19 protein-coding genes are annotated in these 19,906 nt (G+C 67.3%); 12 read left to right on the forward strand and 7 right to left on the reverse strand.

The window, feature by feature from the left end; all coding sequences use genetic code 11:
* Positions 1-17 precede the first annotated feature (17 nt).
* A complete protein-coding gene (ggt, locus tag A3M1_RS0101080) occupies positions 18-1,769 on the reverse strand; it encodes a gamma-glutamyltransferase (protein ID WP_018387099.1) in 1,752 nt (583 codons plus the stop codon).
* A gap of 350 nt (positions 1,770-2,119) precedes the next feature.
* Between ggt and A3M1_RS0101085 the strand changes: the two genes are divergently transcribed.
* Both A3M1_RS0101085 and A3M1_RS0101090 read left to right on the forward strand, forming a co-directional pair.
* On the forward strand, positions 2,120-2,593 hold the full coding sequence (locus tag A3M1_RS0101085) for a YaiI/YqxD family protein (RefSeq protein ID WP_018387100.1): 474 nt from the start codon (positions 2,120-2,122) through the stop codon (positions 2,591-2,593).
* A gap of 26 nt (positions 2,594-2,619) precedes the next feature.
* Positions 2,620-3,378 (forward strand): 3-keto-5-aminohexanoate cleavage protein, encoded by a 759-nt coding sequence (locus tag A3M1_RS0101090; protein WP_018387101.1) that lies wholly within the window; start codon positions 2,620-2,622, stop codon positions 3,376-3,378.
* A 660-nt stretch (positions 3,379-4,038) separates the two neighbouring features.
* On the opposite strand, the gene A3M1_RS0101095 is transcribed toward A3M1_RS0101090, so the two are convergent.
* The 3 genes from A3M1_RS0101095 to ppc form a co-directional block, all read right to left on the reverse strand.
* Positions 4,039-4,635, reverse strand: coding sequence for an FMN-binding negative transcriptional regulator (locus A3M1_RS0101095; RefSeq protein ID WP_018387102.1), 597 nt, complete (start codon positions 4,633-4,635; stop codon positions 4,039-4,041).
* Positions 4,636-4,727: 92 nt separating this feature from the next.
* The gene (locus A3M1_RS0101100) at positions 4,728-5,021 is read right to left on the reverse strand and encodes a cupin domain-containing protein (RefSeq protein WP_018387103.1); all 294 of its coding nucleotides are present in this window, start codon (positions 5,019-5,021) and stop codon (positions 4,728-4,730) included.
* A 6-nt stretch (positions 5,022-5,027) separates the two neighbouring features.
* Positions 5,028-7,820, reverse strand: coding sequence for a phosphoenolpyruvate carboxylase (gene ppc / locus A3M1_RS0101105; RefSeq protein WP_018387104.1), 2,793 nt, complete (start codon positions 7,818-7,820; stop codon positions 5,028-5,030).
* Positions 7,821-8,226: 406 nt separating this feature from the next.
* Between ppc and A3M1_RS26345 the strand changes: the two genes are divergently transcribed.
* Together A3M1_RS26345 and A3M1_RS0101115 are read left to right on the forward strand one after the other, a co-directional pair.
* Positions 8,227-8,400, forward strand: coding sequence for a hypothetical protein (locus A3M1_RS26345; protein ID WP_018963927.1), 174 nt, complete (start codon positions 8,227-8,229; stop codon positions 8,398-8,400).
* Positions 8,401-8,680: 280 nt separating this feature from the next.
* On the forward strand, positions 8,681-9,685 hold the full coding sequence (locus A3M1_RS0101115; RefSeq protein ID WP_018387106.1) for a TIM44-like domain-containing protein: 1,005 nt from the start codon (positions 8,681-8,683) through the stop codon (positions 9,683-9,685).
* 62 nt (positions 9,686-9,747) lie between these two features.
* Here the strand turns inward: A3M1_RS0101115 and A3M1_RS0101120 are convergent, their stop codons facing one another.
* Entirely contained in the window at positions 9,748-10,137 is a 390-nt protein-coding gene (locus A3M1_RS0101120; RefSeq protein ID WP_018963925.1) for a DUF805 domain-containing protein, read from the reverse strand.
* Between the two features lie 105 nt (positions 10,138-10,242).
* Here A3M1_RS0101120 and A3M1_RS0101125 point away from each other — a divergent pair, with 105 nt between their 5' ends.
* Positions 10,243-10,656, forward strand: coding sequence for a GNAT family N-acetyltransferase (locus tag A3M1_RS0101125; protein WP_018387108.1), 414 nt, complete (start codon positions 10,243-10,245; stop codon positions 10,654-10,656).
* A gap of 114 nt (positions 10,657-10,770) precedes the next feature.
* Here A3M1_RS0101125 and uvrB read toward each other — a convergent pair whose 3' ends face one another.
* Complete coding sequence (gene uvrB / locus A3M1_RS0101130) at positions 10,771-13,374, reverse strand: excinuclease ABC subunit UvrB (protein ID WP_018387109.1); 2,604 nt, start codon at positions 13,372-13,374, stop codon at positions 10,771-10,773.
* 64 nt (positions 13,375-13,438) lie between these two features.
* Positions 13,439-14,032, reverse strand: a complete 594-nt coding sequence (locus A3M1_RS0101135) for a hypothetical protein (protein WP_018387110.1) — start codon at positions 14,030-14,032, stop codon at positions 13,439-13,441.
* 353 nt (positions 14,033-14,385) lie between these two features.
* Between A3M1_RS0101135 and A3M1_RS0101140 the strand changes: the two genes are divergently transcribed.
* The 7 genes from A3M1_RS0101140 (at position 14,386) to A3M1_RS0101170 (ending at position 19,902) form a co-directional block, all read left to right on the forward strand.
* The gene (locus A3M1_RS0101140) at positions 14,386-15,114 is read left to right on the forward strand and encodes a cysteine hydrolase family protein (protein WP_018387111.1); all 729 of its coding nucleotides are present in this window, start codon (positions 14,386-14,388) and stop codon (positions 15,112-15,114) included.
* 75 nt (positions 15,115-15,189) lie between these two features.
* Positions 15,190-16,806, forward strand: a complete 1,617-nt coding sequence (locus A3M1_RS0101145) for a xanthine/uracil/vitamin C permease (RefSeq protein ID WP_018387112.1) — start codon at positions 15,190-15,192, stop codon at positions 16,804-16,806.
* Positions 16,807-16,941: 135 nt separating this feature from the next.
* Complete coding sequence (locus tag A3M1_RS0101150) at positions 16,942-17,295, forward strand: cupin domain-containing protein (RefSeq protein ID WP_018387113.1); 354 nt, start codon at positions 16,942-16,944, stop codon at positions 17,293-17,295.
* Positions 17,296-17,391: 96 nt separating this feature from the next.
* Positions 17,392-18,012 carry a hypothetical protein gene (locus A3M1_RS0101155; protein WP_018387114.1) on the forward strand — a complete coding sequence of 207 codons (621 nt, stop codon included), beginning with the start codon at positions 17,392-17,394 and terminating at the stop codon, positions 18,010-18,012.
* A complete protein-coding gene (locus A3M1_RS0101160) occupies positions 18,009-18,680 on the forward strand; it encodes a ribonuclease T2 (protein ID WP_018963923.1) in 672 nt (223 codons plus the stop codon). Before A3M1_RS0101155 ends, A3M1_RS0101160 begins: the two co-directional genes overlap by 4 nt.
* 8 nt (positions 18,681-18,688) lie before the next feature.
* Positions 18,689-19,564 (forward strand): 23S rRNA (adenine(2030)-N(6))-methyltransferase RlmJ, encoded by an 876-nt coding sequence (locus A3M1_RS0101165; protein WP_018387116.1) that lies wholly within the window; start codon positions 18,689-18,691, stop codon positions 19,562-19,564.
* A 122-nt stretch (positions 19,565-19,686) separates the two neighbouring features.
* Positions 19,687-19,902: a cold-shock protein gene (locus A3M1_RS0101170; protein ID WP_018387117.1), complete on the forward strand. Its 216-nt coding sequence runs from the start codon at positions 19,687-19,689 to the stop codon at positions 19,900-19,902.
* Positions 19,903-19,906: the final 4 nt, after the last annotated feature.

The following is a 19,906-nucleotide window of genomic DNA, read 5'->3' on the forward strand; positions in this document are numbered from 1 at the left end:
GTTGTCCGGGCACGCTCCTACTCCCCGATCGCCACGCCCTCGCGGCGCGGGTCGGCGGCGCCGATGAGACCGCCCGGCGTGATCGCCACCGCCTGCACGCCGGATGTCATCGGCCCAGTTTTCACCTGGAAGCCAAGCTCCCGCATCCCGGGCGCCAGCTCTTCCGCCGCTGTTCCCGCCTCGATCTCCACCGCGTCGAACCGCGCCAGCACGTTCGGCGCGGCGATGGCGTCGGGCAAACTCATTCCCCAGTCGAGATGGGCGATCAGCGTCTTGGCGACATAGCCGATGATCTGGCTACCGCCGGGTGAGCCCAGCGCCAGCACCGGGCGCCCGTCCTTCAGCACGATGGTCGGCGCCATGGAGGAGCGCGGCCGCTTGCCCGGCTCCACCCGGTTGGCCACCGGCACGCCGTCGCGGTGCGAGCGGAAGGAAAAGTCGGTCAGCTCATTGTTGAGCAGGAAGCCGCCCACCATCAGCCGCGAGCCGAAGCCGGCCTCGATGGTGGAGGTCATGGAAACCACATTGCCGTCGTCATCAACGATGGTGATCTGGGTGGTGGAGGGCAGTTCCGGCGCCGCGCCGTCCACCCGCGCCGGGGGAGCCATCGCGTGGTCCCATCGGGGCGTTCCCGCCGCCACCTCGGGCAGTGCATCGTCGCCTTCCAGCAGCTTCGCCCGCGCCGCGAGATAGTCGCGCGCCAGTAGCCCCTTTGCCGGCACCGGCACGAAATCGACATCGGCGATGTAGCGCTCGCGATCGGCGAAGGCGAGGCGCGAGGCATCGGCGATCAGCCGCCACGCCTCGGAGGAAGCGGGGCCGAGCGCCTTCAAATCATAGGGCTCCAGCAGGCCCAAAATCTGGCCCAGAGTGAGCGCGCCCGAGCTCGGCGGCCCCATGCCGCAGACATCGAGGCCGCGATAGGCGCCGCACACCGGCGCCCGCTCCTTTACCGCGTAGTCGCGCAGATCATCCAGCGACAACCCGCCCGGATTGACCGAACCGCGCACCGCCGCGACGATCCCCTGCGCCAGCGCCCCCTGATAGAACGCCGCCGCGCCCTCCACTCGCAAGGTGCGCAGCGTATCGGCATAGCCCGGGTTCTTCAGCAGGGTGCCCTCTGCCAGCGGCGCACCGGCGGCGTCGAGGAAATAGGCCCGCGCTGCCGGGTCGCGCGCCAGCGTCGCCGCGTCGCCGGCGATCAGCCCGGCAAGGCGGGGCGAGACGGCGAAACCGTTCTCCGCCAGTTCCAGCGCGGGCGCGAACAGCGCGCCCCAGCCGAGCCGGCCATAGCGTTTGTGCACCGCCTCCAGCAGCGCCGGCGTGCCCGGCGTGCCGACCGAGCGCCCGCCGATCACCGCTTCCATGAAGGCGAGCGGCTCGCCCTCTCCATTCTGGAACAGGGTTGGCGTCGCCGCGCGCGGCGCCGTCTCGCGCCCGTCAAAGGTGGTAAGCGTGCCGGCGGCGGCGTCCCAATAGACCAGGAACGCCCCGCCGCCGAGGCCGGAGGATTGCGGCTCCACCAGACCCAGCACGAGCTGAACCGCGACCATGGCGTCGATGGCGTTGCCCCCCGCGCGCAGCATCGCCGCGCCGGCCTCCGCCGCCAGCGGGTTGGCCGCCGTCACCATCCAGTCCCGGCCGGTGGCGGACTTCGGGCCGCCGGCCCGCGCGCTGGCCGCCTCCGGCGCGTGGGTGTCGGAGATCTGCTGGGCCTGCAGCGGCGTTGCCGCCAGCACCAGCGCGAACAACCAGCCGCTTCGCCTCATCGCGTTCCTTCCCTTTGCGCACACTCAAGATTGCGCGCCGTAACGCGAAGTGAACAGCGGATTCCGCCATCGCACTGCAACAAGCGCGTGACCTTTCGACGAATCGGTCTAAGCTTCAGTTGTCGTTAACAATCGAAAGGAGGTGATCCAGTGTCTGATCGTCTTGATCCGCGGTCGTCGGTATCCGTGACCTGGACGCTTGCCTCTTACGAGGTTCGTTCCGCGTGATGCGATACGTCGCGCTGCCCCTCTAGGCAGTTACCGGACCGGACCGCGGTCTGACATGGGAAGGGCTGTCCTCGCGGGCAGCCCTTCTTTCTTGAATGCCAGCCCTTACCTCCAGGATTACTTTGCCGAAGCCGATCCTCATCTATATCGACGCCGACGCCTGTCCGGTGAAGGACGAGACCTATCGCGTCGCCGCCCGCCACCAGATCAAGGTGTTCCTCGTCGCCAATTCCTGGATCGCGGTGCCGCGCGAGGCCGAGGTGGAGCGCGTCGTGGTCGCCGCCGGGCCTGACGTCGCCGATGACTGGATCGTCGAGCGGGTGGAAGAGGGCGACCTCGTCATCACCGCCGATGTGCCGCTTGCCGCCCGGGTGGTGGCGAAGGGGGCGGAGGCCATCGGTCCCACCGGAAAGCCCTTCACCGCCGCCTCCATCGGCATGCAGCTGGCGACCCGCAATTTGATGGCGGATCTGCGCGAAGCGGGCGAGATCACCCGCGGCCCCCGCCCGTTCTCGCCCCGCGACCGCTCGGAATTTCTGCAGGCGCTGGAGAGATCAGTGCAGCGCTTGAAACGAAAGGGCTTTCTGGCGGGTTGAAGGGGGCAAGGAAAAGGGAGACCGCAATGCTGCAAGCCTGCCTCAACGGATCGCGCGACAGTGCTTTCCATGCCTACACCCCCCTCACCCCCGCCCGCCTCGCGGCGGATGCGGCGGCGGTCATCGCGGCCGGGGCCAGCGAACTGCATCTTCACCCGCGCGATCCCTCCGGGGCCGAGACGCTGGAGGCCGCCCATGTCGCCGCCGCCATCGAGGCGATCCGCGCCCGTGTGCCGGGCGTGCCCATCGGCCTCTCCACCCATGCCGGCATCGCCCCGGGCGGGACGGGCCGGCTGAAGGCGATGAAGACGTGGCAGGTGCTGCCAGACTATGTGTCGGTCAATTTGATCGAGGAAGACGCGCCCGAGATGATCGCGCTGTGCCTCGCGCGCGGCATCGGCGTCGAGGCGGGGCTGTGGTCGGTGGCGGATGCCGAGCGCTTCACCGCGCTGCCCGAAGCCAAGCAGTGCCTGCGCATCCTCATCGAGATCAATGAGCAGGATGTCGAGGAAGGGCTCGCGGTCGCCGCCGCGATCCGCAAGGTGCTGGCGCGCGCCAGCCTCGATGTCCCGGTGCTGCAGCACGGGCTGGATGCCAGCGTCTGGCCGCTCTACCAGGACGCGCTGATGCGCGGGCTCGACGGCCGCATCGGGCTGGAGGACGGCAAGCATCTGCCCGACGGCAGCGAGGCGCAGGACAATGCCGCCCTCATCAAAGCCGCCTTCCGCCTCGCCCGCGTGCCGCCGAACCTCCCGCCGGACGCCGTGCCGCCGCTGGCGGGGTGATGGTGATCCCCCAGGCGGAATGAATTACCATGTTCCAAGTTTGGCGATTGCGGATTTCCGCCCCTCCTTTACCTATGCGTTCTTGGATAGATGGGAATTCGGGCAAGTCGGATGCTGAAGTGGATAGGACGAATTACACTTCTTATGCTCATCGTCGGCGGATGCTATGTAGCATATGATACATACCATGCTGGATACCATACGAGACCAGCCATGCCTGAAGGCGCCTTCTCGATCTCTTATAAGAGCGGATTACGCGCGATACTAGTAAATGTACCAAACGATCAGGAAACCAGACGTTATCTTGGCATTCCAGTCGAAGTTCCTTTCTATCTCAAAGACGCTTGGTCGTTTTGTTCCCCACCCACTAAACGAGACGCCAAGCAAGTCGCCGACTTCATGAAACTCCGAGATTGGCCAGGCCAAAAATTTGAGGCCATTTGCAAGATAAAAGTGGACAGCGATGATGTCGTCAGGGGCTTAATTATCTCTGTTCCCAGGTTATGAACTGAACAACTGGCCGATCCATCGGCTCAGCGGCCTACCCTTAAGCCGAGTGCCGCAGCCGACCGAAATCCCATTGGTGGTGAACTTGATACCCCGCAGCCTCCGGCAGCCTGACGCCTACTCCCGCCGGGTGGGGATCATCGCGGCCACACGCTAGTCGCTCGGGCGCTCGCTCTGCGCCAGCCCGGCGGCGACGCCCGCGCGGTCGGCTTCGGAACGGTTCTGGCTCATCTTGCGCTTGCCCTCGATGCGGGCAATCGGCAGCCGCACGCCGACGATCCCCCGCAGCTGCGCCGCGACAAAAGCCTCCGGCGCGTCGCTCACCTCCCAGGGCTCGGCGCGCGGCTGCTCATAGAGCGCGGTGAGCCGCGTCACGGCGTCGCGCAGGCGGGCGGGATCGTCGAAAAACTCCACCGCCCCATAGGCGTGCACCGCCTCATAGTTCCAGGTCGGCACCACCTTGCCGTGCTCGGCCTTGGCCGCGTACCAGCTCGGCGTGATGTAGGCGTCGGCGCCGGAAAACAGCACCAGCGCCTCGCCTGTGGGCGGCGTCTTCCACTGCGGGTTGGCCCGGGCGAGATGGCCGTAGAGCACGCCCTGCTCGCCCTCGCCTTCCTCCAGGAACAGCGGCAGCGGCGTCGCCATCAGCCCGTCGGCGGTGGCGGTGACAAGGGTCGCCAGCCGCGCCTCGCGCATGATCTGGCGCAGCAGGACGGGGTCGTCTTCACGGAAGGCGGGCGGCGTGTACATGGCGGATCGGAACGCGCGAGGGAAGAAAGCGCCAGCATAAACCAAGGCGAGCCGTGATAAACCCCGCCGTCGCTTCCCACCGCCACCGCCGCCTATTTCATCTCCACCTCGACAAAGCTCATCGGCGCGGCGCCGGCATTGCGCACATCGTGGCGTATGCCGGCCGGGCGGGAATAGGCGGCGCCGGCCGCCATGGCGACCTGCGTCACCGCGCCGTCCACGTCGATCTCCATCAGCCCGTCGGTGATGAAGACGATGGCATAGTCCATCGCGTGCTCGTGCCAGCCCGTCGTGGCGCCCGGGGCGAAATCCCAGCGCGTGATGCGCACGCGCGCGTCATCGGCCAGCTGGGTGGGCACGGCCGGTATGGTGCAGGCGAACGCCATGATGACTTACCCCGAGTTCCGCAGACCGGCGGAAATACCGTTAATGGTGAGCTGGATGCCCTGCAGCACCTTCTCGTCGGTGTCGCTGGCGCGGTACTTCCGCAGCAGGCCGACCTGCACATGGTTGAGCGGGTCGATATAGGGGAAGCGGGCGCGGATCGAGCGTTCCAGCAGCGGGTTGGAGGCCAGCAGCGCCGGCTGCTGGGAAATCGTCAGCAGCGCCTCGATGGAATCATGGTGCTCGGCGCGGATGCGGCCGAAAATGCTCTCGCGCAGTTCCACATCCTCCACCAGCGCGGCATAGCGCGAGGCGATGGCGATGGAGCTCTTGGAGAGCACCATGTCCATGTTGGACAGCTGGGTGCGGAAGAACGGCCATTCCCGGTACATTTCCTGCAGCAGCGGCAGCCCGTCGGGATTGGCCTCCAGCCAGGCCCGCACCGCCGTGCCGAAGCCGTACCAGCCCGGCAGCATCAGCCGGCACTGCGCCCAGGAGAACACCCAGGGAATGGCGCGCAGATCCTCGATCCGCCGCGTCTTCTTGCGCGAGGCCGGGCGCGAGCCGATGTTCAGCGTCGCGATTTCGTTGATGACGGTGGATTCCCAGAAATAGTCCTCGAAGCGCGGGGTCTCGTAGACCAGAGCCCGATAGGCGGCGAAAGCGGCGTCGGACAGCGCCTCCATCACGGTGAGATATTCCGCGCGCGGCGCCATGGCGTCGCCGGAAAGCAGCGTCGCCTCCAGCGTCGCGGCGGCGAGGATCTCCAGGTTGCCGCGCCCCACCGCCGGGTTGGAGTATTTCGACGAGATGATCTCGCCCTGCTCGGTGATGCGGATCTGCCCCTGCACCGCCCCGCCCGGCTGGGCGAGAATGGCGTCATAGCTTGGCCCGCCGCCGCGCCCGACCGAGCCGCCGCGCCCATGGAACAGGCGCAGCCGCACGCCATGGCGCTTGAACACCTCGATCAGCTCGATCTCGGCCTTGTAGAGTTCCCAGCCGGAGGTGAGGAACCCGCCATCCTTGTTGCTGTCGGAATAGCCGAGCATCACTTCCTGCACGCTGCCCCGGCTGTCGACCAGCTTGCGATATTCCGGCAGGCGGAACATCTGCTCCATCACCTTGGCGGCGTTGCGCAGGTCGCCGATGGTCTCGAACAGCGGCACGATGTTCACCGCCGCAGCGCCGGCGGGATCGACCAACCCGACCTCCTTCAGCAGCAGCGCCAGCTCCAGCATGTCGGAGACGCTCTCGGCCTTGGAGATGATGCAGGTCTGGATCGCCTCGCGCCCGTAGATCTGGTGGATGCGGGCGCAGGTGCGCAGCATCGCCAGTTCGCCCACCGTCTCGTCGCAATAGGCAGCGAAGGGCGAGGTGAGCGGCCGGGCGGTGGTCAGCTCGCGCAGCAGCAGAGCGACGCGGGTGCCCTCCGGCAGCGCCTTGTAGTTGGTGCCGGGCGCGGCGACCTCGAACAGTTCGGCGACGCAGCGCTCATGCACGTCGGAATTCTGCCGCGAATCCAGCACGGCGAGGTGGAAGCCGAACGCATCCACCGCCCGCCGCAGCGCCCGCAGCTTGCCGCCGGCGATGACGCCGGATTTATGCGCCTTGAGCGAGGCGTCGATGATGTCGAGATCGGCGCGCAATTCGGCGGCCGAGCCATAGGGCCGTGCCTGCGGCATCTGCGTGATGCCCAGCAGGTCGGCAATCTCCAGCCGGAAGGCTGTGGCGCGCAGGCGCGAGGCGATACAGGTGACGGCGAGGCGGTAGGGCTCGCCCCGCCGGTGCGGCGAAAGGTCGGGCGAGGCGTCCACCAGCGCCAGCAGGTCGCTCGACACGCTCACCCGGATGGTGCTGATGGAAAGCTCGGCGCCGAGGCTGTCCAGTTCTTCGAGATAGAAGCGCACGGCCTGCGCGCTCTGCATCCGCATGGTCTCGCGCGTCACCTCGGCGGTGACGAAGGGGTTGCCGTCGCGATCGCCGCCGATCCAGCTGCCCATGCGCACGAAGGAGGCGATTTCCGGCGCCTCGCCCTCCAGCCCCTCCATATCAGCCATCCGGTCCTCCAGCGCCGCATAGAGCGACGGCAGCTGGCGCAGGAAAGTGTAGTCGTAATAGGCAAGGCCGTTCGCCACCTCGTCCAGCACGGTCAGCTTGGTCCGCCGCAGCAGATTGGTCTGCCAGAGCATCAGCACCCGCCGGCGCAGCTCGGCGGTCGCCAGCTCCAGCTCCTCCGGCGTCGGGTCGCGGCGGGCGCGGTCGGCGAGCAGCTCCGCCACCTTCATTTCATGGGTCAGGGTGGATCGGCGGCGCACCTCGGTGGGGTGCGCGGTCAGCACCGGGCTGGCCAGCGCGGTGGTGAAGAACGCGCGCAGATCGGCGGTGGAAATCCCCGCCTCGCGCGCCCGCTCCAGCGCCCGCGCGACGGTGGCCGGTCCCGCCGCGCTGCCATGGGCGGCGGCCGCGCGCATGCGCCGGATGACGTTCTGGTCCTCGGCGATGTTGGCGAGATGCGAGAAATAGGAGAAGGCGCGGACGATGGAGATCGTCTGGTCCGCCCCCAGATCGCTCAGAATAGCTTCCAGCTCGTGCCGGGCGCCCTCGTCTTCCTCGCGGTGGAAGCGGGTGGAGACGCGGCGTATATGCTCCACCAGCTCATAGATCGCCTCGCCTTCCTGGTCGCGCAGCGTGTCGCCCAGCACCCGGCCGAGCATGCGGATGTCCTCGCGCAGGGAAAGATCGAGCTCGCCATCGGCTTCGGGCTCGGCATCGGAAAGGGCGATGGTCAGGGCAACGGACATGGCGATACTCCTTAAGGCGTAGACCAACTTAGCAATTAGCATGCCGTCGATGACACCCATGCGGGTGCGCTTATCCCCGGCCCTGTCCCCGCCCCGCTCCGTCCCTGTCGCCACTGCGATACCGCCCGCCGCGCCGGCTGTGGATGAGGTGAGGCCGCCGGGCCACAGCGGCCGCGTTTCTTGCGAAATGCCGCAGAGCCGCCGCGATTGTGAACGAATCCCCCGCCAGCATGAACACCATGCTCAGGAAAGCTTCAGGGTTCAGGCTGTAGAGAAGTGAGTATGCAGGGCGTCGTTCTCGGGCGGTGCCTTTTGGAAAAGCCGGCCGAGAGGCCGTGGGAATGAACAAGCCGGCCGAAAGGCCGTTGGTCAAAGTCAGCGTAAGCGTATCAGGAAGGAATTTGAGATGCCCCCCGTCATGAACCGCAATGAGGTTCAGGCCCCCCTCGCCGGCTCCCAGCCCAAGACGTCGTATACTGGCGCGATCTCGCCGCTGCGTCCCGCCGATGCGCGCGAGAAGAAGCTGGCGAACGCCCCGGTCGGCTCGATCGCCGCCATCGAATCGCAGCTCGGCTTCTGACGTCGCAGCAGCTGCAGCCGGGTGACGCCGCCCCAGAGCGCGCGCCGTTCCGCAGCCTGCCGATTCAGCAGCTTGCGCAGTGAATCCGCCACGGCCGCGCACCCGTCTTCACGGGATTGTGTGCCGCGCGCAAAGCGCCATTTCGTGCCGACCCGCCCCCGGCCGGCACGACCCCGGGCCCCAGTTGACGCACAAGGGGCTGGATTCCCGGCCCTCTCTTCCCATATGGATGACGTTGCGGCACCTGTCGCCCGAAAACCGTCCTAGAGAGGCCAAGCCCTTGCGTTCTCTGCGTCTACGTCCCGTAGCCCTGCGTCTCGTCATTGGCGCCCTGTTCGTTGCCGCCGGCGTTCTGGTGGCCGTCGACTTCGCCGAGGCTCGCGCCGGCCGCAGCGGCAGCTTCGGCAGCCGCGGCACGCGCAGCTGGTCGACCCCTGCCCCGACGCCAACCGCTCCCACCGCCCAGCCGCTGCAGCGTTCCGCGGCCCCGACCCAGGCCGCCTCTCCGGCCCGCGCTGCTGGCGCGCAGCCTGGCGGCTTCATGCGCGGCGGCTTCATGGGCGGGCTGATGGGCGGCCTGCTCGGCGCCGGCATTTTCGGCCTGCTGATGGGCTCGGGCTTCTTCTCCGGCCTCGGCAGCCTCTCCGGCATTCTCGGCCTGCTGCTGCAGGTCGGCCTGATCTTCATCGTCGTGCGGCTGGTGATGGGCTGGATGCGCTCGCGCAATCAGCCTTCCTATGCCGGCGGCGCCCGTCCGGACCCGATGAACCGTGACGCGCTGAACGGCGCCGGCTCGGCCCCCCAGGGTGGCGGCTCCATGGGCACAGCGGCCGGTACAGCGGCCCCCCGCGCCGGCTTCGGCACCGCCCCGCGCGGCAAGCCGATCAAGCTGGAAGGCGCGGATTTCGACGCTTTCGAGCGCACCCTCACCGAGGTGCAGTCCGCCTATGGCCGCGCCGACAAGCCTGCGCTCGCCGCCCTGCTCACCCCCGAAATGGCGGGTTACATGGGCGAGGAACTCGACGAGATGGCCCGCGACGGGCTGGAGAACCGCATCACCGATGTGAAGCTGCTGCAGGGCGACCTGTCGGAAGCCTGGTCGGAAGGCGACACCGAATACGCCACCGTCGCCATGCGCTACGAGCTGAAGGATGTCACCCTCGACAAGGCCACCGGCCGCGTCGTCCAGGGCGACCCGGACCGGCTGGAGCAGGCGGTGGAATTCTGGACCTTTGCCCGCCCGCCGCGCGGCGCGTGGAAGCTCAGCGCCATTCAGCAGGGCTGAGCCGCGCCTCTCTCATCCAACAGTCGAAAGGGCGGCCTTCGGGCCGCCCTTTTTCATGCGCGTCAGAATTCCAGAGGGTCCGGCCCGAAGCGGTTCGGCCCGCGCGTGCCCCGGACCATGAACCAGAAGAAAACGACGAGGGCGCCGATACCGGTGATGATCAGCAGCAGCCACCAGCCGGCGTGATCCATGTCGTGGAAGCGCCGCACCCCGACGGCGATCGAGGGGATCAGCAGCCCCAGACCGACCAGGGTGCTGATGGGTGTAAAGGCGTCGATTTCGCCGAAAGTGAGCAGCGAGAACGCGCCGAAGAGGGCGGTGTCGAGGACGCCGGCAGCGATGCTCGCCAAGATCGAGAACACGACGAACCACCAATATTCCGAGCGCGGCGCGCGCCCGGAAAAGGTGGCGTATTTGCCGAGAACGCTGGAAATCGCCTGCGTGAAAGTCATGTCGTCCCCCGTGCCCCATTGGCGGTGCGCGCTATTCTTGGCACGAAAGACACGCAGAGCCATCCCCCGCATCGGGCGGGGGCAGCGGGTTGCAGGGGAGCACCGATGCGGATTGCCGTGGAAGACGAGCCGGGCGCGCAGGTGCGCGACCTGATCGATCAGGGCCTCGACCTCTTCAACGAGACGAAGGCCGGCCCGCTGCAGGCCTCGGAGCTGTGGGTCATCGCCCGGGACGACGAAGGAACCGCGAAGGCGGGGCTGAAGGCACGCACCTATTTCGGCTGGCTGCACATCGACTGGCTATGGGTGTCACCCGAGGCACGCGGCAGCGGCGTCGGCAGCGCCCTGCTGAACGCCGCCGAGGCTGAGGCCCGCGCGCGCGGCTGCATCGGGGCCCATCTCGAAACCTACAGCTTCCAGGCGCCGGACTTCTACGAGAGGCACGGCTATCAGCGCTTCGGGGAGATCGACGATTACCCGCCCGGCCATTGCTGCATCTGGCTGAAGAAGCGGCTCTAGAGCATTTTCGAGCGAAGTGGGTTCCGGTTCGCGTGAAGAAAATGCGTAAAAACAAAAACCTAGAGCACATCAGGCGAACCGGTTTTCACCGGACGTGCTCTGGAGCGCCCGCCCTCAGCGCTTCGGCGCCCGCCTTCCGCCCTTGCGGTAGCCCTTGGTCATCGGGTCCGGCCGTTCCGGGCGCACCCAGTCCTCAACCCGCAGCGGTTCCACCCGGTCGGTGCCGGGGCCCATATCGTCGAGCGACGGCTTGACGAGGCGGGACGTGCCTCCCCCGAACATGGACGGTTCGCCCGGCTCATAGCTCGCCTGCGCCTCGTCCGCCCGCGCCTCCGCGCCGGAAGAGACATGGCCGGGCGAGGAACGCCCGGTGCCGGCCCGCCCCCCACCCTTCGCCTTCTTCTCCGGCATGTTGGCGGAGCGGCCATATTTGCGCTCGCCGCGATAGCCGCCGGTGCGGTCGTCGACGCTGTCCTGCCGCGCCAGCGGATCATCCGACAGCATCAGCTCGGTCGCCTGCAGCCGCTTGATCTCGTCGCGCAGCCGCGCCGCCTGCTCGAAGTCGAGATCGGCCGCCGCCTTGCGCATGCGCTTTTCGAGGTCGGCGATCACGGTGGCGAGGTTGTTGCCATAGGTGCTCGCGCCCTCGGCCAGCCCGGCATCCACCGTCACATGGTCGCGCTCATAGACGCTGTTGAGAATATCGCCGATCGCCTTCTTCACGCTCTCGGGGGTGATGCCGTGCTCGACATTCCACGCCACCTGCTTGGTGCGGCGGCGCTCGGTCTCGGCCATCGCCCGCTCCATCGAGCCGGTGATGTTGTCGGCATAGAGCACCACCCGCCCGTCGACATTGCGCGCGGCGCGGCCGATGGTCTGGATCAGCGAGGTTTCCGAGCGCAGGAAGCCCTCCTTGTCGGCATCGAGGATCGCCACCAGCCCGCATTCGGGAATGTCGAGCCCCTCGCGCAGCAGGTTGATGCCGATCAGCACATCGAACGCGCCGAGCCGCAAATCGCGCAGGATCTCGATGCGTTCGATCGTGTCGATGTCCGAATGCATGTAGCGCACGCGGATGCCGTTCTCGTGCAGATACTCGGTAAGATCCTCCGCCATGCGCTTGGTGAGCACCGTCACCAGCGTGCGGTAGCCCTTCGCCGCCGTGGCGCGCACCTCGCCGAGCAGGTCGTCGACCTGGGTGCGGGCCGGGCGCACCTCGACCTCGGGGTCGACCAGTCCGGTGGGGCGGATCACCTGCTCGACGAACACGCCGCCGGTGCGCTCCATCTCCCATTTGCCTGGCGTGGCGGAGACATGCACCGTCTGCGGGCGCATCGCCTCCCATTCCTCGAAGCGCAGCGGCCGGTTGTCCATGCAGCTTGGCAGGCGGAAGCCATATTCCGCCAGCGTCGCCTTGCGGCGAAAGTCGCCGCGATACATCGCGCCGATCTGCGGCACGGTCACATGGCTCTCGTCACAGAAGATCAGCGCATTGTCGGGAATGTACTCAAACAGCGTCGGCGGCGGTTCGCCGGGAAGCCGCCCGGTGAGCCAGCGCGAATAGTTCTCGATGCCGGCGCAGCTTCCCGTCGCCTCCATCATCTCGATATCGAAGGTGCAGCGCTGTTCCAGCCGCTGCGCCTCCAGCAGCCGGCCCATGGCGTGCAGTTCGTCGAGACGGTGCTTCAGCTCGGCCTTGATGCCCTGGATCGCCTGGATCAGCGTCGGGCGCGGCGTCACATAGTGCGAATTGGCGTAGAGCTTGACGAATTTCAGATCCTGCGACTTCTGCCCCGTCAGTGGGTCGAATTCCTGGATGCTCTCCACCTCGTCGCCGAACAGCGAGACGCGCCAGGCCCGGTCCTCGTAATGCGCCGGGAAGATCTCGATCACGTCGCCGCGCACCCGGAAGGTGCCGCGGCCGAAATCGCCCTGGGTGCGCTTGTACTGCAGCGCCACCAGATCGGCGAGCATCTGGCGCTGGTCGATGCGCTCGCCGACCTCGATCTTGAAGGTCATCGAGGCATAGGTCTCGACCGAGCCGATACCGTAAATGCAGGACACCGAGGCGACGATGATCACATCGTCACGCTCCAGCAGCGAGCGCGTGGCCGAGTGGCGCATGCGGTCGATTTGCTCGTTGATCGACGATTCCTTCTCGATGAAGGTGTCGGTGCGCGGCACATAGGCCTCGGGCTGGTAGTAGTCGTAATAGGAGACGAAATACTCCACCGCATTGTCGGGGAAGAAGCTCTTGAACTCGCCATAGAGCTGCGCCGCCAGCGTCTTGTTCGGCGCCAGGATCAGCGCCGGGCGCTGCACCCGCTCGATGACATTGGCCATGGTGAAGGTCTTGCCCGAGCCGGTGACGCCGAGCAGCACCTGGTCGCGCTCGCCCTCATTGGCCGCCGCCACCAGTTCCTTGATCGCTTCCGGCTGGTCGCCATTTGGCGTGTAGTCGGATTTCAGCACGAAGCGGACGCCGCCTTCCGACTTCTCGGGCCGCGCGGGGCGATGCGGCGCCCAGAGCTGGCCGTCCACTTCCGGGCGGCCGCCCTCGATCAGCGCCGACAGCGCGGCGACGGTGGCGGAGGCGCCCGAGGTCGGCGCCACGCCGAGCTTCTCGGCGAGGGCGGGATCGAGCGTGGCGGATTGCGCGGGCTCGAAAGCGCGCTGGGAGCGCTCGGAGAACCCGCCGGGACGTGCTGCTTTGGCCATGGCGGCAATATGGGGTGCGGGCGCGACGGGGGGAAGCCCCGCCGCACCCATAGCAGGCCCGGATTCAGTAGCCGGTGCCGGTCTTGGTCTTGCCGACAAAGGCGAAGATCATCCCCTTGCCGGAGAAGCGGAGATCGGTGCTGCTGGACAGGGTGGCCTGCACCGCCTTGGTGCTGAGATCGCCGGAAAGGTCCAGCCCGGTCTTGCGGCGGAAGACGATGTCACCGACATAGGCCTTCGTGACCTGCACCACCTTGCCCTCGGCCAATTCCTCGTCCACCTGCCGGCGGCATTGGGCGTTCTTCATCAGCTTGGCGTAGACGACGCTGGCGTCGGCAAGTCCGAGTTCATAGGACGCCGCATTGACGATCTTGTACTCGTAGTAATCCGAGATCGATCCGGACAGCCCCGCCTTGGCCACAGCGGCATTGAGCAGGGAGACGGAGGCCGAGAGCTTGCGCGACACCAGCAGATCGATGTCGCTGACCTCGTTGCCCTCCGGGGCGGGCACACCGAACTCGGCCAGCGTCGGCGACACGGTACAGATGCGGATGAGATTGACCGGCGCCGAACGCCGCCGACCGTCGCGAATGGGCTTGTAGAGCCCGCCGACATACACGCCCTTGGTGGGCGGCTCGATGCTCGTCGCACCGGGCAAGGGGGCCGTCTGGCACCCCGCGAGACTTAGACTCAAGGCCATTATGGCCGGGATGAACGCCTTCATTGCAGCCCCCAGGTTAATACACTCTTAAGTTGCACAACCGGAGAGCTACACTCAAGCACCAATTCACCACCGGGCCGGAAAGCTGCGCACGCTGGCAGTTTGCTTATAATATAAGCAACAAGAACCTCTCACGCGGTGCATGGGTGCCCCGCCAATGCGAGCCTCGCACCGACATCCCTCCATATAACATATTGATATAACTTCGATTTATTTTATGATCTGCAAACAAGCCGGCGGCACGATTTCTGCATGCACCATTGTATGCAATGAAAATGTCAGGCTTGCTCATGCCCGCGACACCGCCCGCACCCCCTTCCGAAACGCAGCTCGCCGCCGAGCCCGCGCCCCTCGCCTTCCATCCCGCCCGCGCCGCGCTGGTCATCATCGACATGCAGCGCGATTTCCTGGAGCCGGGCGGGTTCGGCGAGACGCTGGGCAATGATGTCTCGCGCCTCCAGGCGGCGGTCGCTCCCTGCCAGGCCGTGCTCGCCGCCGCCCGCGCCGCCGGGCTCATGGTCATCCACACCCGCGAGGGCCACCGCCCGGACATGATGGACGCGCCCCCGGCCAAGGTCGAGCGCGGCGCGCCCACCGCGCGCATCGGCTGCGCCGGGCCGATGGGGCGCATCCTCATTCGCGGCGAGCCCGGCCACGACATCATCGCCGCCCTCGCCCCCGCACCCGGCGAGCCGGTGCTCGACAAGCCCGGCAAGGGCGCCTTCTACCAGACCGACCTCGAACTGATGCTGAAGAACCGGGGCATCGACACGCTGCTGGTCGCCGGCGTCACCACCGAGGTCTGCGTCCACACCACCATTCGCGAGGGCAATGACCGCGGCTATCGCTGCGTGGCGCTGGCCGATTGCTGCGCCTCCTACATCCCCGAATTCCACCGCGTCGGCCTGGAGATGATCAAGGCGCAGGGCGGAATCTTCGGCTGGGTGTCCGATTCCACCGCCCTTCTCGCCGCACTCGCCGGCACCGCCACCCACGCCGCGCCCCCGAGCGCCGCCTGATTTTCGCCTGCCGCGTCCGGCGCCCGGCGCCGCCTTTCACCGCGTCCCGTCATTCGTCCTTGAGGGATACCGAGCATGTCCGCGACTGAAATGACCCCGATCTCACCCGCCCGCACCGGCATGCGCCCGACCCTGTGGGTGCGCGGCGACTGGAATGCCCTGTTCGGCTTCGGCACCAACATACTGGTCAACATGCTGGTGCTGACCGGCCTGCTGCAATTCGTGCTGAAAATGCCGCCCGACATCGTCTTCGGCCGCATCCTGCCGGCGGTGGGGCTGATGATGTTCCTCTCCACCGTCTATTACGCCTGGCTCGGCTACCAGCTGGCGAAAAAGACCGGCCGCGACGATGTCTGCGCCCTGCCCTCGGGCATCTCGGTGCCGCACATGTTCGTCGTTACCTTCGTCATCATGCTGCCGATCGGCGCGGCCACCGGCGACCCGATCCAGGGCTGGGAGGCGGGCCTCGTCTGGGTGTTCTTCCAGAGCTTCATCCTGATGATCGGCGGCTTCGTCGCTCCCTATATCCGCAAGATTACCCCCCGGGCGGCGCTGCTCGGCACGCTGGCGGGCGTGTCGATCGCCTTCATCTCCATGCGCCCGGCCTTCGAGATCTTCGCCACCCCGGTGATCGGCCTCACCTGCTTCGCCATCATCATGGTCAGCTGGTTCGGCGGGGTGAAATACCCGCGCGGCATTCCCGCCGGCCTCATCGCCATCGCGGTCGGCATGATCATCGCCTGGGGCTCGAACCTGTTCGGGCTGAACTATGGCGGCATGAGCCTCGACAATGTCGGCGCCGCCTTCACCACCTTCGGTTTCTCCGTGCCGCTGCCGGCCTTCGACCATGTGTTCCACGGCTTCGATTATCTCGGCATCATCCTCGTCACCGCCATTCCTTTCGGCATCTATGATCTCGTCGAGGCGATGGACAATGTGGAGAGCGCCGAGGCGGCGGGCGACCATTACCCCACCACCCGCGTGCTCACCGCCGACGGCGTGGTGAGCCTGATCGGCTGCCTGATGGGCAACCCCTTCATCAACGCCGTCTATATCGGCCATCCCGGCTGGAAATCGATGGGCGGGCGCATCGGCTATTCCGCCGCCACCGGGCTGATGGTGATCGTGCTGTCCTGGTTCGGCATCATCGCGCTGCTGCTGGCGCTGATCCCGGTCGTCGCCATCTCGCCGATCCTGCTCTATATCGGCATGCTGATCGGGGCGCAGGCGTTCCAGACCACGCCCTCCAAGCATGCCCCCGCCGTGGTGCTGGCGCTGACCCCGCATCTGGCCGCCTGGGCCAAGCTGCTGATCGACAATTCGCTCGCCGTCGCCGGCACCTCGGCCGCCGCGCTCGGGCTGGAGAAGCTGGGCACGGTCGGCGTGCTCTATCACGGGCTGGAAGTGATGGGCGGCGGCGCCATCCTGGTCGGGCTGGTGCTAGGCGCCATCGGCGTGTTCGTGGTCGAACGGCAATTCGTCAACGCCGCCGCCTTCGCCCTTGCCGGCGCCGTGCTCACCTTTTTCGGCTTCATGCACGGGGAAAGCGTCGGAATTGGCGTGACACCGACGGTAGCATTCGCCTACCTTCTGGTAGCCGGCTTCCTCTTCGCCTGCGCGAAATACGCCGCGCGGGAGGAATCGCCCGCCGCAGTGAGCGCGGACGGGCCGCAGCCAGCACCGGCGGAATGAGTTTTTGCTTCGATGCTGGGGGGTGTCGAAGCAGCTTGAGACGGCGCGGCTCATCCTTCAGGATGGCCGCGCCGCTCTTGTTTCCAGCCTACCGCCGGACGGCTCCCGCCCTATGCCCCGCCTGCGAGGTTTTCCATGTCGTTCCTGCTTTCCTTCGATCCGGCCACGCTTGGGGAACCGGAGGAAACCGCGCCGCTGGCCGAGCGCCTCGTGGCCGGCGATCCCCGCCACCTCACCTGGAACATCGAGACCCTGCCGGACGGCGCCCTGTTCGCCGGCATCTGGCAATCCTCTCCCGGCGCCTGGCGGGTGGATTATGAGGAATGGGAGTTCTGCTCGATTCTCGAAGGCGTCTCCGTCCTGCACGAGGATGGCGAGGCGCCGGTGACGGTGAAGGCGGGCGACGCCTTCGCCCTGCGGCCCGGCTTCAAGGGCGTGTGGGAAGTCATCGAGACCACCCGCAAGCATTATGTCATCCGCCTCATCTGAGAACGGTGCCCGAATCCGGCCGAGTGTGGCCTTGCCGTCATTGACCGCGCGGCAGACGCGACGCATCTTCGCCGCAGATGAAGCAGGAGATGTGCGATGCTGGCCGACATGAAGGGCGCGACAGGGCGGGCGAAGCGGGCCATGGCGCGGGCCGCCACCGGCCTCGCCGTCATCGGCATGCTGGCCGGCTCGCTCGGCGGCGCGCAGGCGGCCAATTTCTTCGAGAAGAACTTCTGGATGTCGGGCCCCAATTACAGCGGCGACGTGCCGGCCTGCGACACGCCCTCGGCGCTGTCGAAGATCCAGCGGGATTTCTCCACCACCGAATCGCGCTTCTGGAATTCCAAGCTCACCATCGACCGCATCGAGCATGTCCGCGAGGTCGCGTTCCGGCCCTGGGGCGAGGAATACATGCCGCGCCGCTATTGCCGCGCCGAGGTCATCGTCTCCGGCATTGAAGGCACGCCCAGCTTCCAGACCGAGGGCGCCTATGGCAGCGGCGCCTATGACAGCAGCCCCTATGGGGGCCAGGCGACGGGCAAGCCGGTGGGCAAGGTCGTCGGCAAGGCCCATGGCGCCCCGCTCTACCACACCGTCTGGTACTCGATCATCGAGGATGGCGGCTTCCTCGGCGCCTCCTGGGGCGTTGATTTCTGCGTCGAGGGCTTCGACCGCTCCTGGACCTACGCCCCGAATTGCCGCATGGCCCGTCCGTGAGGCTGGCGCGGGCGGCGGGGCTGGCCCTCGCCGCACTGCTGCTCTGGCCGGCACTGGCCTTCGCCCAGCAGAAGGGCGATCCGGGCCGCTTCGACCACTATGTGCTCGCCCTGTCCTGGTCGCCCTCCTATTGCGAGGCGATGGGCGAGCGCGCCGAGCCGGCGCAATGCGCAGGCGCCCGCCCCTTCGCCTTCGTCGTGCACGGGCTCTGGCCGCAATATAAGCGCGGCTGGCCGGAAAACTGCGTCACCCCCGCCCCTTTCGTCCCCGAGCCGGTGCTGCGCGCCATGCTCGACATCATGCCGAGCCGCCGGCTGGTGCTGCACCAGTGGCGCAAGCACGGCACCTGCGACGGCGCCGATGCCGCCGCCTATTTCGCCGAGGTACGCCGCGCCTATGAGCGGGTAACGATCCCGGAAGGCTTTCGCCGGCTCGACGACTACCGCATGGTGTCGCCCGGCGAGGTCGAGGACGCCTTCCGCGCCGCCAATCCGGGGCTGGCGCCTGATATGATCGCCATCGCCTGCGATGGCCGCCGGCTGACTGAGGTCCGCATCTGCATGGACCGCACGCTCGGTTTCACGCCTTGCGAGGAGGTGGATCGCCGCGCCTGCCGGGCAAGCCGCGTGGTGATGCCGCCGCTGCGTGAGAGCGCCGGCGCGAAATAGAGGACGCGATGAACTACCGCCACGCCTTCCATGCCGGCAATTTCGCCGATGTCGTCAAGCATGTCGTGCTCGCGCGCATTCTTGCCTATCTCGGACGCAAGGATGCCGCCTATCGCGTCATCGACACCCATGCCGGCGCCGGGCTTTATGACCTCACGGGCGACGAGGCCCGCCGCACCGGCGAGTGGGAGGGCGGCATCGGCGCGGTGCTGCGCGCATCGTTCGCCCCCAATGTGGCCGAGTTGCTCGCCCCCTGGCTCGATGCCGTGCGGGCGGTGAACCCGCCGGCGGCGGACGATGCCGCGCTGGCGGCAACGCTCTGCCGCTATCCCGGCTCGCCGCTCATCGCCCAGGCGCTCGCCCGCGCCCAGGACAGGCTGTTGCTGTGCGAGACCCAGCCCGGCGTGCGGGCGGCGCTGGAGGAATCGATCGGCCATGATGTCCGCGCCAAGGTGCTGGCGACCGATGGCTGGCAGGCGCTCAACGCCTATGTGCCGCCCAAGGAGCGGCGCGGCGTGGTGCTGGTCGACCCGCCTTTCGAGGAACAGGGCGAGTTCCACCGCCTCGCCCATGGCCTCGCCGAGGCGCACCGGCGCTGGTCCGGCGGCATCTACCTGCTCTGGTACCCGATCAAGGATGTGCGCGCGGTCGACGGCTTCCGCCGCGAGATCGAACGCGCCGGAATCCCGAAGACGCTGAACATCCAGTTCGACCTGCGCGCCGTGCGGCAGGCGGACACCATGACCGGCTGCGGCCTCATTGTGGTCAACCCGCCCTTCACCCTCGCCGAGGAACTGCGCACGGTGCTGGGCGCCCTCGCCCCGGTGCTTGCCACCGACGGAACCGGGCGCGTGCGCCTCGGCTGGCTGACGCCGGAACGCTGACCCCGCCGCGCCGGCCGACCGCACCTCCCCCGCGTCATTAATCGGCATCGGTCTTGCTTCACTCTGCCCGGGCAGAGTCAAGCGGCGGATGGGTGCGGCCATCCGAGGTCAGGAGCAGGCGCATGGCGACGATGGGCACCGTCAAATTCTTCAACACCGAAAAGGGCTATGGCTTCATCCGGCCGGATGATGGGGGGCGCGATGTGTTCGTGCATGTCTCGGCCGTGAGCCGCTCCGGGCTGGGCACGCTGATGGAGGGGCAGCGCGTGAGCTTCGAGATCGAGCCGGACAAGCGCGGCAAGGGCCCGAAGGCAATCGACCTGCAGCCGGCCGACTGATAAG

Source organism: Ancylobacter sp. FA202 (assembly GCF_000380205.1).
In the GTDB taxonomy this organism is placed as follows: Bacteria; Pseudomonadota; Alphaproteobacteria; order Rhizobiales; family Xanthobacteraceae; genus Ancylobacter.

Coding starts and splice junctions, on each gene's coding strand:
- ggt (WP_018387099.1), bottom strand. CDS start 1,769: ATGAGGCGAAGCGGCTGGTTGTTCGCGCTGGTGCTGGCGGCAACGCCG.
- A3M1_RS0101090 (WP_018387101.1), top strand. CDS start 2,620: ATGCTGCAAGCCTGCCTCAACGGATCGCGCGACAGTGCTTTCCATGCC.
- A3M1_RS0101095 (WP_018387102.1), bottom strand. CDS start 4,635: ATGTACACGCCGCCCGCCTTCCGTGAAGACGACCCCGTCCTGCTGCGC.
- A3M1_RS0101100 (WP_018387103.1), bottom strand. CDS start 5,021: ATGGCGTTCGCCTGCACCATACCGGCCGTGCCCACCCAGCTGGCCGAT.
- ppc (WP_018387104.1), bottom strand. CDS start 7,820: ATGTCCGTTGCCCTGACCATCGCCCTTTCCGATGCCGAGCCCGAAGCC.
- A3M1_RS26345 (WP_018963927.1), top strand. CDS start 8,227: ATGCCCCCCGTCATGAACCGCAATGAGGTTCAGGCCCCCCTCGCCGGC.
- A3M1_RS0101120 (WP_018963925.1), bottom strand. CDS start 10,137: ATGACTTTCACGCAGGCGATTTCCAGCGTTCTCGGCAAATACGCCACC.
- A3M1_RS0101125 (WP_018387108.1), top strand. CDS start 10,243: ATGCGGATTGCCGTGGAAGACGAGCCGGGCGCGCAGGTGCGCGACCTG.
- uvrB (WP_018387109.1), bottom strand. CDS start 13,374: ATGGCCAAAGCAGCACGTCCCGGCGGGTTCTCCGAGCGCTCCCAGCGC.
- A3M1_RS0101140 (WP_018387111.1), top strand. CDS start 14,386: ATGCCCGCGACACCGCCCGCACCCCCTTCCGAAACGCAGCTCGCCGCC.
- A3M1_RS0101145 (WP_018387112.1), top strand. CDS start 15,190: ATGTCCGCGACTGAAATGACCCCGATCTCACCCGCCCGCACCGGCATG.
- A3M1_RS0101150 (WP_018387113.1), top strand. CDS start 16,942: ATGTCGTTCCTGCTTTCCTTCGATCCGGCCACGCTTGGGGAACCGGAG.
- A3M1_RS0101155 (WP_018387114.1), top strand. CDS start 17,392: ATGCTGGCCGACATGAAGGGCGCGACAGGGCGGGCGAAGCGGGCCATG.
- A3M1_RS0101165 (WP_018387116.1), top strand. CDS start 18,689: ATGAACTACCGCCACGCCTTCCATGCCGGCAATTTCGCCGATGTCGTC.
- A3M1_RS0101170 (WP_018387117.1), top strand. CDS start 19,687: ATGGCGACGATGGGCACCGTCAAATTCTTCAACACCGAAAAGGGCTAT.